Here is a 15,141-nt window from a genome sequence, read left to right on the forward strand (position 1 = left end):
CCCGTCTTGGCCCGCCGCATCGACTATTTCGACGACCCTTCCGCGCCTCAGGCGAACAGCCTCGTCCCGTCCGCCAACGCGGTGGTGGTGAACGAGGCGGGCGAGTTGCTGCTGATCCACCGCACCGACAACGACAACTGGTCGCTTCCGGGCGGGGCGATGGAGCCGGGCGAGTCGATGACCGACTGCGCGGTCCGCGAGACGTTCGAGGAGACCGGCATCCACGTCGAGGTCACCGGCCTGATAGGCATCTACACCGACCCCCGCCACGTCATCCTCTACACGAGCAACAACGAGGTCCGGCAGGAGTTCTCCATCGTCTACACCGCGCGACCTCTCGGCGGCTCACCGACGCCCAGCGACGAATCCCGGGAGGTGGAGTGGGTCCCGCCCGACGCGATCGGTGGCCTGGCGATGCATCGCTCGATGCGCCTGCGGATCGAGCACTACCTGACCCGCGCCGGGAAGCCGCACCTTGGATAGCGATTGGATCAACGCCGCGGGCAGCGTCTTCTCCGCCCTCGGTACCGTTGGTGCGTTCATCGTCGGCTTTGTCCTCCTGCGCCGCGAGCAGAACCGCCAGGCGGAGCGTGCCGAGGATGAACGGCGCGGCCAGGCAGCGCGGATCAGTGCGTGGGTGGAGGCGTATCGCAAACCCGACGGCGCCCGCGAACTGGCGTTCCACATCCACAACGCCAGCCAGATGCCGATCTACGAGGTAGAACTCCCGATGCCCGAGGGAGACGACGCCGAGTTCGTCGGCCTGGTCCCGCCCGGCCAGACGATCCGCCGCCCCGCCCCGGCGTCATGGCTGCGCTCCTACCTCGACCCCGAACCCGTCGAAATCGAGTTCCTCGACAGCGCCGGCCGCCGCTGGACCCGCAACGAGCAGGGCCGGCTGACGTCAGCGGCCGAGAGCGACCAGAACCCTGCTCGTTGACGCCTCCAGCAGTGGCCTAGCCTGGGTCAACGACCGCGTCACGAGATGCCCGTCGCCGTAGCGCCCGAACGCCTCCGCAAGCCGCTGTTCAAGGTCCACGGGCGTTCCGGTAGGGCTCGTCGTCATGTCGCAGAACGTCAGCGCGTCGAGCACGAGGTCGGCCGGACTCGGAAACTCGCCCGCCAGATCCTCGGCCAGCCCGCGGTTCCGCGCCTCGACCAGGGCGCACGAATGGTTGGCGACCAACCGGATCAGCCGCTCGTCGGCGTGCTCGACATCGCGGAGGTAGCGCGCACCGTCGAGCGGATGGAAACCAGCCTTGTTGAGGTCCGGGGCGTACCCGATGTCATGCAACCAGGCCGCACAGATCAGCAGCTCGGCGTCGTCGCCGACGATGTGGGCGATGTCTTCCGCGGTGTGCCCGACGCCCCGCACATGCGCCCAGCGCGTTGGCAGCGGCTCGGCCAGTAGATGACGCGCGAGGTCGCGAGCCCACGGGACATGTTCCACATGTCCGAGACTAATGGCAGTCGATCACCGCGGCTTGACGAACCGACCCTTGCCCTGCACCGAGACCGTGACATCCCGCAACGCCGCGAGCGCCTGCCGCGCCGTGCCGCGGGCCACCCTATGCTGCTCGACCAGCGCGGCCTCACTCGGCAACCGCGCCCCGGCCGTCATCTCCCCGGACTCGATTAGCCCCGAAGCTCGGCCGCAATCCGCTGATATTGCGGCTGGGCCCGCTCCGTGCGCGCGCCCGGCGGCGCTGCGCGGAACCGGCGGCCGGACGTCGATCGCCCAGTCGTACCGCTTCCTCCGCACTTGCTGCCCTTCCTCAAGGAGCACGTCGCCGAGTGGGCAGGGAAGGAACGGCTGTTCGTCGGCCGGTCCGGCGAGCCGATGCGCACGCGGTCGAGGGCCGAGATGCGGAGATCGCCTCGGCGCTGTCTGATATTGCCGCGCACGGCTCGTCCGCGAGGCTGCCCAGGACGATCGTGGCGAAGGGGTGAGAACGGTGCTGTGGACCACTCGAACCAATCGGACTAGAATTCGGACTATGACGCAGATCCTGAACGTGACCGACGCCAAGGCTCGACTGTCCGAGCTGGTGGCCGCCGTGGCGACCACGCACGACAACGTCGAGATCACCCGCAACGGCGAGCCGGCGGCGGTGCTGGTGTCGTTCGAGGAGCTGCGGGCGCTGCGCGAGACGGTGGCGATCCTGTCCGATGCCGCGGCCGCCGCGGACATCCGCGAGGCGGAAGAGGACATCGCGGCCGGGCGGCTGACCGACGCTGAGGACCTGGGCGACGTGATGCGGGCACGCCGCCGGGGCGCCGCGTGACAGAGCCCGAGCGATGGAGTGTGAAACTCACCGGCCCAGCGCGGCGCGCGCTGGAGACCGGACTACCGGAAGCGATTGCGTGGGCGGCGTACACCTTCGTCACTGAGCGGCTGCCCACGAACCCGCATCGGCTCGGCGGCGAGCTGGACGGTCCGTACGAGGGCATGCGCTCGGCGCAGCTCGGCACCTACCGCGTGGTGTACCGGATCGAGGAGGAGACCAGGACGGTCTACGTGTTGTCGATCCGGCTTCGCGGAGACGTCTACGGCGTCCGCTGATCGGCTTCCGGTTCCCCGCATAGCTGTGGCAAGATCTCCGCAACGTTGACGGGTCGGAGGTTCGCGTGGGTGCAACAGGATGGGACTACCTGGTCCCGTTCGACGGCAGTGTGGCCACCACGCTCGAACAACTTCGCGCCGAGGTCTTTGCCGCCGGTGACTACTACTGGCCGGGCGGGGATGATCGGCCGAAGCCGGCGACGGAGGATGAGCTGTGGGCCGACGAGTGGGTCCACGAAAGCATGACCCATTCGATCTTGGACATCTTCAAGGTGGGTACCGGCGATCCCGCGAGCGACGACGCCTTCGGCAGCACATTCGAGGTGACGGCGGGCGAGTGTGAACGGATCTTCGGCACAACACGGGTGACAGCCGACGACCTGGCACGCATGCCGCGCCCGGATGGCGACCCCACAGCAGCCCTCAACCCGCTCCTGACCCACCGCGGCGTTGGGCGGCATCTGATTGTCCATGCCGCCGGGGTGCCCGATCAGATCCTGTTCTTTGGCTACTCCGGAGACTAACCAGGAACACGCGGGCGGCTTGGGGCACGCGAGGGGCACGAAGACCACAGGCAGCACCTCTGACCTGTGGAAAGGCGACCGCCTTACAAGCCGGGGGTCGTTGGTTCGAACCCAACCGTGCCGTAGGGAGCGTTCTCGCCCCAGTGCGAGCGGCCTCGGGGCGGGCGACTCCATGATCATGGGAAACATCTGGCTATCGGGGCAGCCACATCTTTCCCATGATGAGATCGAGGGGCACGGCGGAGGATTGCGCCGCAACGCGCCCGCCGGCACACCTCAGCGGCGACACCTCTGAGCCCGGCGCCCGAATTGTCGATATTGTTCCGCGGGCCTTGCCTGATCATGAGGTCCAGCGTGGGCGTACCAACCCGACGACGGTGCGCGCTCCTCAGTAGCGGAAGGTCTGGACGATCGTCCGGAGGTCGCCGGACAGCTCGGCGAGGCTGCCGGCGGCGCGGTTCGCGTCGGCGATGCCGGCCCTGGTCAGCTCCACCGACGAGGCGACCTCCCCGACCGTCGTCGCGACCTCGTTCCCGGTCGACGCCGCGGCCTCGACGCTCCGGCTCATCTCCTCGGTCGTCGCGGACTGCTCCTCGACCGCCGAGGCGATGGTCGTCTGGTACTCGTTGATCTGCCCGATGATGCCGCTGATCTCCTCGATCGCGGCGACCGCGCCGGCCGTGTCCGCCTGGATCGCGGCGATCCGGCGGCCGATGTCGTCGGTGGCGCGGGCGGTCTCCTGCGCCAGGTCCTTGACCTCGCTCGCGACGACGGCGAAGCCCTTGCCGAGCTCGCCGGCGCGGGCCGCCTCGATGGTCGCGTTGAGGGCCAGGAGGTTGGTCTGCTCGGCGATCGACGTGATCACCTTGACGACGTTGCCGATCTCCGCGGACGAATCGCCGAGCTTGCCCATGACCGCACTGGTGGTACCGGCGACCTCGACGGCCCGGCCGGCGACGGACACGGCCTGGGTGGCGCTCTGCGAGATCTCCCGGATCGACGCGCCCATCTCGGTGGTGCCGGCCGCGACCGTCGCCACGGTGCTCGACATCTGCGCGGCGAGTCCGGCCACGGCGTTCGCCTGCCGCGCGCCGCTCGTGGCACCGTCGGCGCTCTGCCGGCTCGTGGTGGCGAGTTCCTCGGCGGCGCTGGCGAGCATCGTGGAGTGTTCGGCGAGCCGGGCGACCGTGCCGCGCAGCGTGGTGGTCGCCTGGCGCAGTGAGCCGGCCATCTCGCCGACCTCGTCGCGCTGGTCGACGTCGGCGTCCTGGGTGAGGTCGCCCTCGGCGACGGCCTTGAGCACGTGGGACACGCGACCGAGCGGCTGGACGATGAGCCGGGCGATGTAGACGGCGAGCGCGACAGCGAGCGCGAGGGCGACACCCAGCAGCACGATCACCGAGAGCCGGGTCGACCGTGCGGTGTCGGCGAAGTCCTGCCCGGCGACCAGCGCCTGTTCGGCGCGGGTGGTCTCCCGCAGGAGCAGATCCTCGTAGGTCTTGCGCAGGTCGCGGCCGGGCCCGAAGGCCGCCTTCACCGCCGCGTCACGGTCCGTCGCGAACGTGGTGAACTCGGCCTCCACCGCGGTGAACCAGGCGTCGATGGCGGCCTGGATCCGGTCGACGGTGGCTCGCTCGGCCGTGCCGCCGACGACACGCGCCTCCTCCAGGGCCTTGTTGACGTCGGTACGGCGGCCGAGAGCCTCGTCCCGGAACGAGACTTCGCCGACGAGCAGGAAACCGCGCTCGTCGTTCGCGGCGGCCTTGGCGACCAGCGCCGCCCGGTGCAGCGCGGAGATGTACGGCACGGACTTGCCGACCTCATGGTCACGCGTCGCATGCAGCTCACCGATGCCCGCGATGGCGAGGAGCCCGGTGGCGGCCGTGCCGGCGACCGCGACTCCGGCGACGATGAGAATCTTGGTAAACACGCGGCGGGATCCCAGCCAGCGGCGCATCAGCGGTTCCTTGTTGTCTCGTCCGTCCAGATGTTCTTCCATCGGAACGACCGAGAGCGGCCGTACCTGAGGAAAAGCGTGCGCGAAGATGGGCGCCGTGGAGAAATGGGTGTCGTTCCGCCGGTCGCGGATCGACCGCGTCGTCGCCCTCGTCCGCGCCGTGGCGGAGTCGGGCGACCCGGGCGAGCACGGCGACGGCGTCGAGGTCGTGGTGGAGGCCCCGCGCAAGAAGTGGTGGCAGGCGCTGTTCAACCGCGACGACACGCTCGCTCAGGCGCGGATCGTCGTGACCCGCGAGGGCGGCGAGGTGCGGTACCCGTTCGACATCCAGTTGATCACGGCGTACGGCGCGAATGCCGCCCACCGCCTCGGCACCCGTCGAGGATGGGCGGTGAGCAACTCCGCCGGCATGGCGTTCGTGATCCAGAAGGGGACGCACCGCGACGGGTTCGACTTCGAGGAGTTGACGACGGGCGCGGTGGCGGCCCTGGCGAAACTGCGCCGCCACCCTCAGGAGCGGGGCTGGCGGGCACGGGTCGACAGGGCCGTCAAGCGCGTCTAGCAGCTAGTGCCGCAGCGTGTCGATGGTCGCGATCTCGTCGGCGGTGAGCTCGAAGGACAGGACCGACAGGTTCTCGCGCATCCGGTGCTCGTGGGTCGACTTCGGGATGGCGACGATGTCGTGGTGGAGCTGCCAGCGCAGCACCACCTGCGGCACCGTCACGCCGTGGGCCTCCGCGATCGCCACCAGCCGGCGGCCGGTCAGCGGGGTGTTCTTCAAGGAACTGTAGCCCTCCACCACGATCCGCCGCCGGCGCATCTCGTCGAGAAACTTCGGCTCGTGCTCCGACGGGCTCCAGGACACCTGGTTGACCACCGGCGTCTCGCCCGTCTCGCGGATCAACTCGTCGATGAGCTGCGCGTCGTAGTTGCTGACGCCCAGGGACCGGGCCCGGCCGGCGGCGCGCTGCTCCAGGAACGACACCCACGTCGGCAGGGACCTGCCACGCGACGGCGGCCAGTGGATGAGCCACAGGTCGGCGTAGTCCACGCCGAGGGCCTTCAGGCTCGCCTCGATGGCCTGCCGCTCGCGGCCCGCCTGCGACGGCAGCAGCTTGGTGGTGATGAAGACCTCGGAGCGGTCCAGCCCGCTGTCGCGCAGTGCCCGGCCGATCTCCGGCTCGTTGCCGTACATGGTCGCCGTGTCGATGTGCCGGTAGCCGACGTCCAGCGCCGTGCGCGTCGCGTCGTAGGCGGACTGCCCGGTGATCTGCCAGGTGCCGAACCCGACGACCGGCAGCGCCACCCCGGGCGCCAGCTCGACGGTTGGGATCTCAAGTGCCATTCCCTCATACTGCCCCGTTGATCCGACGCGGTAGCGTGCGGCTATGTTGGATTTTCCGCCAGAATTCCGCTTCGGCGTGTCCACCGCCTCCTACCAGATCGAGGGTGCCGTCAGCGAGGACGGGCGCGGAGCGTCCATCTGGGACACCTTCTGCCATACACCGGGCCGGACGGCCGACGGCGACACCGGCGACGTCGCGTGCGACCACTACCACCGGTGGGAATCGGATCTCGACCTGATGTCGGAGCTGGGGGCGGGCGCCTACCGGTTCTCCGTGGCGTGGCCGCGGATCCAGCCGACCGGCAGCGGCCCGGCGGTGCCGGCCGGCCTCGCCTTCTACGACCGGCTCGTCGACGGGCTGCTGGCGCGGAACATCGACCCCGTCGTGACCCTGTTCCACTGGGACCTCCCGCAGGCGCTGCAGGACGAGGGCGGCTGGACCAACCGGGACACCGCGATGCGGTTCGGCGAATACGCCGAGCTGGTCGGCGAGAAGCTAGGCGACCGGGTGAAGCTGTGGGTGACGCTCAACGAGCCGTACATCCACTTCGCGCTCGGTCACGTGCAGGGCGTGCACGCCCCCGGCCTGACGCTGGCGCCGGACGCGTACCCGCTGGTCGTACACCACCTCCTCCTCGCACACGGGCTGGCGGTGTCCGCGCTGCGGCAGCACTCCAGGGCACCGATCACGCTGGCCAACAACTACTCGCCCGTGTGGGTCGCCGGCGACACCGACGACGACCACGCCTCGGCCGCCTTCTACGACATGGTGCAGAACCACCTGTTCACCGACCCGGTGCTGTTGGGGGCGTATCCGCCCGGGTTCGAGGCGCTGCTGGGCGAGGTCGACGTCGACAGCATCGTCATGGAGGGTGACCTGGAGGTCATCTCCCAGCCCGTCGAGGCGCTCGGCGTGAACTACTACAATCCGACGCGGATCAGCGCCCCGGTGCCCGGGGAGAGCCTGCCCTTCAGCCGCGTGCCGATCGAGGGGTACCCGCTGACGGCGTTCGGCTGGCCGGTCGTGCCCGACGGGCTCCGGGAACTGCTGGTGGGCCTCAAGGAACGGTACGGCGACAAGCTCCCCCCGATCTGGATCACCGAGAGCGGCTGCTCCTGGCCGGACCTCGACGACCAGTTCCGCATCGACTACCTCTCGGGACACCTGACGGCGGTGCGGCAGGCGATGGACGCCGGCGTGGCGGTGCACGGCTACTGCACGTGGTCGCTCATGGACAATTTCGAGTGGGCCGAGGGCTACGGGCAGCGGTTCGGCCTGGTCCACGTCGACTTCGCGACGCAGGAGCGCACGAAGCGGCGCTCCTTCGAGTGGTACCGCCAGGTTTGCACCGTAGCTGCACCCCGGGCGGACTTGCAGGGGGAACCAACCGGATGACACCGTGGGTGCGGGGCAATCCGTAGCGTTGCGCAGGTCAGTCGTGCGCAGCGTTGGGAGTCGTCGTGACCGAGCAATACGCCGGAGCCCTGCTCTATCTGGTCCCGGTCGTCGTGGCGGCGATCGTCGCGTTCGTGGTGACGCGCCCGGAGAAGTCCGCGGCCGAGCCGGCGCAGGCGGACCTCGGCGACGTGCCCGGCCCGGCGCCGCGGATCCCCGCCCAGCGGACCTACACGCCGAACCGCCGCGTGCCCTCCCCAGCGCCGCCGTCGCCGACCCTGCTGCACGCCGCGCTGTCGTCCCACCTGGCGGCGGTGGCGGGCTCGGCGACGTCGGCGCACGCCCCGGCGTCGGCCAAGCAGCCGGCCGTCCGCCCGGCCCGGCTGGTGTCGATCCGGCGCCCGGCCCGCATCCCGCGCCGCCCGCTGCACCGCTGCCCGCACAAGCCGTAACCACCGTCGCGGTCCATGCCGCCCGCTGCACCGCTGCCCGCACAAGCCGTAACCACCGTCGCGGTCCATGATCATGGGAAAGATCTGGCTATCGGGGCAGCCATGTCTTTCCCATGATCATGAGGTCGAGCGGCACGGCGGCGGATCGCGGAGATCCGCAGCCGCGAAACGTCGAGGCCGGCCGTCGGTTGTGACGGCCGGCCTCGTTCCGCGGCGGAGTCCCCGGTGTCCCCGGTGCCCCCGGTAACGGGACAGGTGCTAGTGGGACGGGGCGGGAGCGACCGGATCGAGCCGGTGGCGGCCCTCGCCGTCCGAACCCTCGGAGTCCTCCGGCTGGATCCCGGCCGGGCCGCCCGGGGCGGCGTGCCGGCCCTCGCGCTTGAGGCGGCGGCGCTCCTTCCCGCCCTCGACCATCGAGTAGAGCGTCGGGACGAGCACCAGCGTGAGCAGCGTGGAGCTGACCAGACCGCCGATCACCACGATCGCCAGGGGCTGCGAGATGAAGCCGCCCTCGCCGGTGAGGCCGATCGCCATGGGCAGCAGGGCGCAGATCGTCGCCACCGCCGTCATGAGGATCGGGCGCAGGCGGCGCCGGCCGCCCTCGATGACCGCCTCGCGCACCGGCATGCCGCTCTCGCGGTACTGGTTGATGAGGTCCATCAACACGATCGCGTTGGTGACCACGATCCCGATGAGCATCAGCACACCGATCATGGCCGGCAGGCCGAGCGGGGTGTTCGTCGCGAGCAGCAGCAGGATCGCGCCGGTCGCGGCGAACGGGATCGACACCAGCAGGATGAGCGGCTGGGCCACGCTGCGGAACGTCGCCACCATGATGATGAAGACGATCGCGATGGCCGCCAGCATGGCGAGGCCGAGCTGACCGAACGCCTCCTGCTGGTCCTGCGTGACGCCGCCGAGCGTCACCGTCGCGCCGGCCGGCAGGCTGAGCGCGTCGAGCTTGCGCTGCAGCTCGGTGGAGACGTCGCCGAGGTTGTCGCTGGTTGACCGGCCGGTCACCGAGGCGCTGCGGTGGCCGTCGATCCGGGTGATCGCGACCGGTCCGGCGGACTCCTTGACCTCCGCGACCTGGTCGAGCCGGATGAACGGCGGGTTGGCCTGCACCGGGATCTGCAGCGCCTTGAGCTGGTCCAGTGTCGCCGGCGCCGGGCCGGAGCGCAGCACGAGGTCGCGCTGCTGGCCGTCGACGGTCAGCTCGGTGAGCGTCTGCCCGCGGTACGCGGCGCTGACGATGCCGCCGATCGCGGCGTCGGACAGGCCGTAGCGCGCGGCGACGTCCCGCTTGACCCGCACGTCGATCCGCGGGTTGCTGGCGGCGAGGTTGCTCTCCACGTCGGCGATGCCGGCGGTCGTGGACATCACCTCCTGTACCTGGGCGGCGGCCTTGTTGAGGTCGTCGATGTTGTTGGCCTTGACGATGACCTCGAGCTGGTCGGCGGACCCGCCGCCACCGCCGCCACCGTTGATCTTCACCGTGCCGACGCCGTCGCCCTGCCCGGCGATCTGCGCGCGCAGCTCGTCGATGACCTTTTCGACGTCGACGCCCTCTTTGGCGGTGACCGAGAAGTTCGCCGTGTTCGTCGACTGGGCGCCGGCGAAGCCGAAGCCGGCGGAGGCACCGATCGTGGCCTGGTACGCCTCGATGTCGCCGCGGCTGCTAAGCAGGTCCTCGATCTTCTTCGCCGCGGCGTCGGTGGCCGCCAGGCTGGAGCCGACCGGCAGCTCCTGCGAGATGGCGAACTCGCTCTGCCCGGACTGGTCGATGAAGTTGGTCTTCAGCAGGGTCGCCGACCCGATCGTGAGCACGAACACGACAAGGCTGACGGCGACGGTCACCCAGCGGGTGAAGCCGGACCGGGTGACCCAGCGGATGATCGGCACGTAGGAACGCTGCAGCGGGCTGCGCCGCTCCTTCTCCAGCGCCTTGGCCTCGATGGCCTCGCGCTCCTCGACGCCGAGCTGCTTCGGCGGGCGCAGGAACCAGTACGCCAGGACCGGCACGATCGTCAGCGACACGAACAGCGAGGCGAGCAGCGCGACGGTGATGGTGATGGCGAACGGCCGGAACAGCTCGCCGGCCAGGCCGCCGACGAGGCCGATCGGCAGGAACACCGCGACCGTGGTCAGCGTCGAGGCGACGACCGCGCTGGTGACCTCGCGGACGCCGGTGAGGATCGCGTGGCGCTTCTCCTCGCCGTACTCGAGATGGCGTTTGATGTTCTCGAGGACCACGATCGAGTCGTCGACGACACGACCGACCGCGATCGTCAGGGCGCCGAGCGTCAGCAGGTTCAGCGAGTAGTCGCCGATCCACAGGCCGATCAGCGCGACGACGACGGAGAGCGGGATCGACACCGCGGTGACGAGGGTCGAGCGGATCGACACCAGGAACACCAGGATCACGATCACCGCGAACAGCAGGCCGAGCGCGCCCTCGGTGGTGAGGCTCTTGATGGACTTCTCGACGAACGGCGCCTGGTCGAAGACCGGGCTGATCCGGGTGTCGCCGCCGAGCTGCGCGCGCAGGTCGGCGAGCTTGTCGCGGACCTCGTGGCTGATCTTCACGGCGTTGCCGTCGGGCGACGCGGTGACCGCGATGCCGAGGCTCGGCTTGCCGTTGGTACGGGTGATCGACGTCGCCTCGACGCTCTTGAGCTCGACGGTCGCCACGTCACCGAGCTTGGTCGTCGGCGTGACGTTGAGCCCCTTGAGGTCGTCGACCGTGGCGAGTGTGCCACCCACCTGCACCGCGAGGGACCGGTCGCCCTCGGTGAGCGTGCCGGCGGGGAAGGACACCCCGTTGGCCTTCAGCGCGGCGGTCAGCGACTGGGCGTCGACCCCGGCCGGGAGCGCCTTCGCCGGGTCCAGCGTGATCAGCACGTGTTGCGTCTCGGCGCCGGTGATCTCGACCTGCCGCACGCCCTCGATGCTCTCCAGCGCGGGCACGACGATCGCGTTGAGCTGCTGGGCGAAGGCGATCTGGTCGCCCGACTTGGAGGCGGCGAGGACCACGGCCGGCAGGTCGTCGGTGGAGCCCGCGATGACCTGCGGCTCAACGGTCGACGGTAGCTGCGAGCGGATGCGCGTGATCGACGTCTGGATCTTGTTGGTGACCTCGTCGATGGACGTGCCGAAGTCGAAGGACACCTGCACCGTGGCGACGCCCTCACGGCTGGTGGAGGTGATGTCGGTCAGGCCGGGAACACCCTGCAGCGCACCCTCGATGGGCTTGGTGACCTGCTCTTCGACGATGTCGGGCGACACGCCCGGGTACGGCGCCACGACAAACGCGGCCGGGAAGTCGATCGACGGGATGAGTTGCTGCTTGAGCGACGGAATGGCTACGGCGCCGAAGCCCAGGACGACGATCGCGATGATCGCGACCAGCCCCCGGTTCGCCAAACTGAGCCGGGCGAGGAACGACATGTCAGGAGTCTTCTTCCGATCGGCTACGACAGACGTCAGTTCGTGTGATGCTAACCGTTTGCCTCGCGCAAAGTTTTTCCAGGGGGTAAAAAGACTCCTGTGAAGACTCACAGGGAAGCCCTGCTGCACCGCGTGATGATGGCCGAGCAGCGGATGCGTGCCCTGGTGGCCTACGACCGCACCAACCCGATCTTCTCAGTAAACCTCACGATGCAGCAGCTCAAGGTGTTGTTGCTGCTCTCCCGGCAGGACGGCGTCGCAGCTCAGGAGCTCACTCGCCACCTCGGGGTGACACCGGCCACGATGTCCGGCATCGTGGATCGCCTGGTGACCCACGGTCACGTCGTGCGGGTCGAGGACCCCCATGACCGCCGGATCCGTCGCATCCACCTCTCCGCCGTCGGTCGCGGGCTGCTGGAGGACATCATGGACAGCGGCACGCGGGCCCAGCGGCGGCTGCTGGACCGGCTGGACGACGAGACGCTGGTGATGCTCGCGACGGTCCTCGACCGGATCATCGAGGCCGGCGTGACCGAGGCGAGAGAACAGGGGATCGAACTGCCGCCGGAAATCCGGTGTCCGGAGCCAACTAGTCTGGAAGCGTGACTGTTCGCGTTCGCTTCGCTCCCTCGCCGACCGGGATGTTCCACGTCGGCGGTGCCCGCTCCGCGCTGCAGAACTGGATCTACGCCAGGCAGCACGGGGGCGTGTTCGTCCTGCGCATCGAGGACACCGACGTCGCCCGCAACCGTCCGGAGTGGACGGAAGGCATCCTCGACGCGCTCGCCTGGATCGGCATCGCCCGGGACACCTACGAGGGTCCGTACTTCCAGTCCACCTACGCCGAACAGCACTGTGCCGCCGCGCACCAGCTCTACACCTCCGGCCGCGCGTACTACTGCGACTGCACCCGCGAGATGATCCAGGAGCGGGCCGGCGCGCAGTTCCGCGGATACGACGGCTTCTGCCGCGACCGCTCACTCGGTCCGGGTGAGGGGCGGGCGCTGCGCTTCCGCACCCCCGACGAGGGGGAGACGCGGGTCGTCGACCTGGTCCGGGGCGAGCCGACGTTCGACAACCGGCTCATCGAGGACTTCGTCATCGCCCGTGCCGACGGCTCCGCGGTGTTCCTGCTCGCCAACGTCGTCGACGACATGACGATGGGGATCACCCACGTCATCCGGGCCGAGGAGCACCTGCCCAACACCCCAAAGCAGCAACTGCTCTGGGACGCGCTGGGCAGGACCCCGCCGATCTGGGCGCACGTGCCGGTCGTCGTCAACGAGAAGCGGCAGAAGCTGTCGAAGCGGCGGGACAAGGTCGCCCTGGAGCAGTACCGTGACGAGGGCTACCTCGCCGACGCGATGCGCAACTACCTGATGCTGCTCGGCTGGGCTCCCGCGAACGACCGGGAGATCGTGCCCTGGTCGGTCATCGAGGACGAGTTCCGGATCGAGGACGTCAACCCGTCGCCGGCGTTCTTCGACGAGAAGAAGCTGCGGGCGTTCAACGGCGAGTACATTCGCGCACTGCCCCCCGCCGCGTTCGTCGAGGCGTGCACGCCGTGGCTGACCGGCACGCCGGTGGCGCCCGGCACGACCGACGTGCCCGCTCCCCCGTGGCCGGCGGCGAACTTCGACCCGAAGGTCTTCGAGGCGCTCGCCCCGCACGCCCAGACGCGGATCGCCCTGCTGTCGGAGATCGTGCCGAACGTCGACTTCGCGTTTCTCGACGAGCCGCCGACCGACGAGGCGGCCTGGGCGAAGGCCATGAAGGAAGGCTCGGCCGACCTGCTGGACGCCGCGATCGCGGCGTTCGAGAGCGCCTCGTGGGAGGCGGAGACCCTGAAGTCGGCGCTCGAAGCGGTCGGCGCCGAGCGGGGCCTGAAGCTGGGCAAGGCACAGGCCCCGGTGCGGGTCGCGGTGACCGGCCGGTCGGTGGGCCTGCCGCTGTTCGAGTCGCTGGAGGTCCTGGGCCGCGAGCGCACGCTGTCCCGCCTGCGGGCGGCCCGCGCCCGCCTCTGACCGGCCCGGCGGTGTCCGCCCGTCCAGGTTCACCCCGGGCGGGCGGATACGGGACAACCGGGCGGGGTAGCCGCAGGGGCCGTGAGAACCGTGCTGGTGGTCGCGATGCTCCTGGCCGGCCTGGGTGTCCTGGCCCCGCGCGACGCACACGCCGCCGAGCCGCGGGTGGGCATTCACGTGCGCGACGGCCGGGTCGTCGAGGCCAACGGCAGCGACCTGGTCCTGCGCGGCGTGAACCACGACTTCATGTGGTGGCCGAACCGCAACGACGTCTTCGCCGGCATCAAGACGGCCGGCGCCAACGCGGTGCGGGTGCCCCTCGGCATCGGCCATCAATGGCGGCTGGCCAAGAAGGAGGAGGTCGCGAACCTCGTCGGCCTCTGTGCGAAGAACCGCCTCATCTGCGTCATGGACGCCCACGACACCACGGGCTTCGGCCAGGACAAGAAGGCCGCGACGATGGCGCAGGCGGTGCGGTTCTGGCTCGACATGCGCGACGTGCTGGTCGGCCACGAGGACCACATCATCGTCAACCTCGCCAACGAGCCGTTCGGCAACGGAACCACGATGCCCTGGGTGCAGCAGACGTCCGACGCGATCCGGTCGCTGCGCGCCGCCGGCCTCAAGCACGCGCTGATGATCGACGGCCCCGGCTGGGGCCAGGACGAGTCGTTCGTCATGCGCGACAACGCCGAGCGGGTCGTCGCCGCCGACCCGCTCGGGAACACCCTGTTCGACATCCACATGTACGGCATGTTCAACAACGCCGGGAAGGTCAACTCCTACCTCAGCTCGTTCACGCAGCGCCGCCTGCCGATCGTCATCGGCGAGTTCTCCGGCGAGCACCAGTGGGGCGACCCGGACGAGGACGCCATCATGGCCTACGCGGAGGCACGCGAGCTGGGGTACTTCGGCTGGTCCTGGAGCGGCAACGACGCGCAGTACAGCTATCTCGACCTGGTGAAGAACTTCGACGCCAACAGCCGCACCGCCTGGGGACAGCGCTTCATCAACGGCCCCAACGGCCTGACGACGGACACCCGGGAGGCCACGGTCTTCCGCAACGGCACAGGTGCGGACCAGAAGAACCGCGCACCGCGGGGGGTGACCGTCGCCGACGTGACCTCGAACAGCGTCCGGCTCAACTGGCAGCGCCGGCCGGGCGCGGTCGGCACGACGTACCAGGTGGTGGCCGTGAACGGTGCGGCCGAGGTCCGGGTGCTGACGACCAGCCGGACCGACGTGACCCTAAAGGGCCTGAAGGGCTCGACGGAGTACACCTACGCCGTCTACTCCCGGGACCTGCTCGGCAAGCGGTCGCCGCGCTCGGCGATGGTCGCCGCGGTCACTCCCCCGGCGCGCTGACGGCCTCCGCACCGAGGGTTCGACCCGACCATCCCGGCGGTGACGCGCGGAACCTTCGACAGTCCGCA

The 15,141-nt window shown here is 69.7% G+C and carries 16 protein-coding genes; 11 read left to right on the forward strand and 5 right to left on the reverse strand.

The genetic code is table 11. The annotated features are described in order from the left end of the window. The first annotated feature begins 6 nt into the window (after positions 1-6). The gene (locus Drose_RS30510; RefSeq protein WP_260724722.1) at positions 7-483 is read left to right on the forward strand and encodes an NUDIX hydrolase; all 477 of its coding nucleotides are present in this window, start codon (positions 7-9) and stop codon (positions 481-483) included. Further along, positions 476-940 (forward strand): hypothetical protein, encoded by a 465-nt coding sequence (locus Drose_RS30515; protein ID WP_260724723.1) that lies wholly within the window; start codon positions 476-478, stop codon positions 938-940. Before Drose_RS30510 ends, Drose_RS30515 begins: the two co-directional genes overlap by 8 nt. Here Drose_RS30515 and Drose_RS30520 read toward each other — a convergent pair. Both Drose_RS30520 and Drose_RS39230 read right to left on the reverse strand, forming a co-directional pair. Beyond that, a complete protein-coding gene (locus tag Drose_RS30520) occupies positions 905-1,450 on the reverse strand; it encodes an HD domain-containing protein (protein WP_260724724.1) in 546 nt (181 codons plus the stop codon). The genes Drose_RS30515 and Drose_RS30520 overlap by 36 nt on opposite strands. A gap of 24 nt (positions 1,451-1,474) precedes the next feature. Continuing rightward, positions 1,475-1,621 (reverse strand): GntR family transcriptional regulator, encoded by a 147-nt coding sequence (locus Drose_RS39230; RefSeq protein WP_390891254.1) that lies wholly within the window; start codon positions 1,619-1,621, stop codon positions 1,475-1,477. Between the two features lie 376 nt (positions 1,622-1,997). Here Drose_RS39230 and Drose_RS30525 point away from each other — a divergent pair, with 376 nt between their 5' ends. From Drose_RS30525 to Drose_RS30535, 3 genes are all read left to right on the forward strand, one after another. After that, positions 1,998-2,285: a type II toxin-antitoxin system Phd/YefM family antitoxin gene (locus Drose_RS30525; protein ID WP_260724725.1), complete on the forward strand. Its 288-nt coding sequence runs from the start codon at positions 1,998-2,000 to the stop codon at positions 2,283-2,285. A 20-nt stretch (positions 2,286-2,305) separates the two neighbouring features. Further along, positions 2,306-2,563: a type II toxin-antitoxin system RelE family toxin gene (locus tag Drose_RS30530; RefSeq protein WP_260724726.1), complete on the forward strand. Its 258-nt coding sequence runs from the start codon at positions 2,306-2,308 to the stop codon at positions 2,561-2,563. A gap of 65 nt (positions 2,564-2,628) precedes the next feature. After that, a complete protein-coding gene (locus Drose_RS30535) occupies positions 2,629-3,087 on the forward strand; it encodes a hypothetical protein (protein ID WP_260724727.1) in 459 nt (152 codons plus the stop codon). A 388-nt stretch (positions 3,088-3,475) separates the two neighbouring features. On the opposite strand, the gene Drose_RS30540 is transcribed toward Drose_RS30535, so the two are convergent. Next, the gene (locus Drose_RS30540) at positions 3,476-5,044 is read right to left on the reverse strand and encodes a methyl-accepting chemotaxis protein (RefSeq protein ID WP_260724728.1); all 1,569 of its coding nucleotides are present in this window, start codon (positions 5,042-5,044) and stop codon (positions 3,476-3,478) included. Between the two features lie 97 nt (positions 5,045-5,141). On the opposite strand from Drose_RS30540, the gene Drose_RS30545 reads away from it, so the two are divergent. Beyond that, complete coding sequence (locus Drose_RS30545) at positions 5,142-5,606, forward strand: hypothetical protein (RefSeq protein WP_260724729.1); 465 nt, start codon at positions 5,142-5,144, stop codon at positions 5,604-5,606. A 3-nt stretch (positions 5,607-5,609) separates the two neighbouring features. Here Drose_RS30545 and Drose_RS30550 read toward each other — a convergent pair whose 3' ends face one another. Further along, positions 5,610-6,389: an aldo/keto reductase gene (locus Drose_RS30550; protein WP_260724730.1), complete on the reverse strand. Its 780-nt coding sequence runs from the start codon at positions 6,387-6,389 to the stop codon at positions 5,610-5,612. Between the two features lie 43 nt (positions 6,390-6,432). On the opposite strand from Drose_RS30550, the gene Drose_RS30555 reads away from it, so the two are divergent. Then, positions 6,433-7,785: a GH1 family beta-glucosidase gene (locus Drose_RS30555; protein WP_260724731.1), complete on the forward strand. Its 1,353-nt coding sequence runs from the start codon at positions 6,433-6,435 to the stop codon at positions 7,783-7,785. A gap of 65 nt (positions 7,786-7,850) precedes the next feature. Next, positions 7,851-8,237, forward strand: coding sequence for a hypothetical protein (locus Drose_RS30560; protein ID WP_260724732.1), 387 nt, complete (start codon positions 7,851-7,853; stop codon positions 8,235-8,237). Positions 8,238-8,495: 258 nt separating this feature from the next. Here the strand turns inward: Drose_RS30560 and Drose_RS30565 are convergent, their stop codons facing one another. After that, the gene (locus Drose_RS30565; RefSeq protein WP_260724733.1) at positions 8,496-11,684 is read right to left on the reverse strand and encodes an efflux RND transporter permease subunit; all 3,189 of its coding nucleotides are present in this window, start codon (positions 11,682-11,684) and stop codon (positions 8,496-8,498) included. Between the two features lie 99 nt (positions 11,685-11,783). Between Drose_RS30565 and Drose_RS30570 the strand changes: the two genes are divergently transcribed. The 3 genes from Drose_RS30570 to Drose_RS30580 all read left to right on the forward strand — a co-directional run bounded on the left by Drose_RS30570 (position 11,784) and on the right by Drose_RS30580 (position 15,073). Next, positions 11,784-12,290, forward strand: coding sequence for a MarR family winged helix-turn-helix transcriptional regulator (locus Drose_RS30570; protein ID WP_260724734.1), 507 nt, complete (start codon positions 11,784-11,786; stop codon positions 12,288-12,290). A gap of 35 nt (positions 12,291-12,325) precedes the next feature. Beyond that, complete coding sequence (gene gltX / locus Drose_RS30575; protein ID WP_260729872.1) at positions 12,326-13,708, forward strand: glutamate--tRNA ligase; 1,383 nt, start codon at positions 12,326-12,328, stop codon at positions 13,706-13,708. 81 nt (positions 13,709-13,789) lie between these two features. Beyond that, positions 13,790-15,073 (forward strand): cellulase family glycosylhydrolase, encoded by a 1,284-nt coding sequence (locus Drose_RS30580; RefSeq protein ID WP_260724735.1) that lies wholly within the window; start codon positions 13,790-13,792, stop codon positions 15,071-15,073. The last annotated feature ends 68 nt before the right edge of the window (positions 15,074-15,141 follow it).

Source organism: Dactylosporangium roseum, assembly GCF_025264685.1.
GTDB lineage: Bacteria > Actinomycetota > Actinomycetes > Mycobacteriales > Micromonosporaceae > Dactylosporangium > Dactylosporangium roseum.

Excerpts from the sequence above, each read along its gene's own strand:
- Drose_RS39230 (WP_390891254.1), bottom strand. The coding sequence starts at position 1,621 with ATGACGGCCGGGGCGCGGTTGCCGAGTGAGGCCGCGCTGGTCGAGCAG.
- Drose_RS30525 (WP_260724725.1), top strand. The coding sequence starts at position 1,998 with ATGACGCAGATCCTGAACGTGACCGACGCCAAGGCTCGACTGTCCGAG.
- Drose_RS30540 (WP_260724728.1), bottom strand. The coding sequence starts at position 5,044 with ATGCGCCGCTGGCTGGGATCCCGCCGCGTGTTTACCAAGATTCTCATC.
- Drose_RS30550 (WP_260724730.1), bottom strand. The coding sequence starts at position 6,389 with ATGGCACTTGAGATCCCAACCGTCGAGCTGGCGCCCGGGGTGGCGCTG.
- Drose_RS30555 (WP_260724731.1), top strand. The coding sequence starts at position 6,433 with ATGTTGGATTTTCCGCCAGAATTCCGCTTCGGCGTGTCCACCGCCTCC.
- Drose_RS30565 (WP_260724733.1), bottom strand. The coding sequence starts at position 11,684 with ATGTCGTTCCTCGCCCGGCTCAGTTTGGCGAACCGGGGGCTGGTCGCG.
- gltX (WP_260729872.1), top strand. The coding sequence starts at position 12,326 with ATGTTCCACGTCGGCGGTGCCCGCTCCGCGCTGCAGAACTGGATCTAC.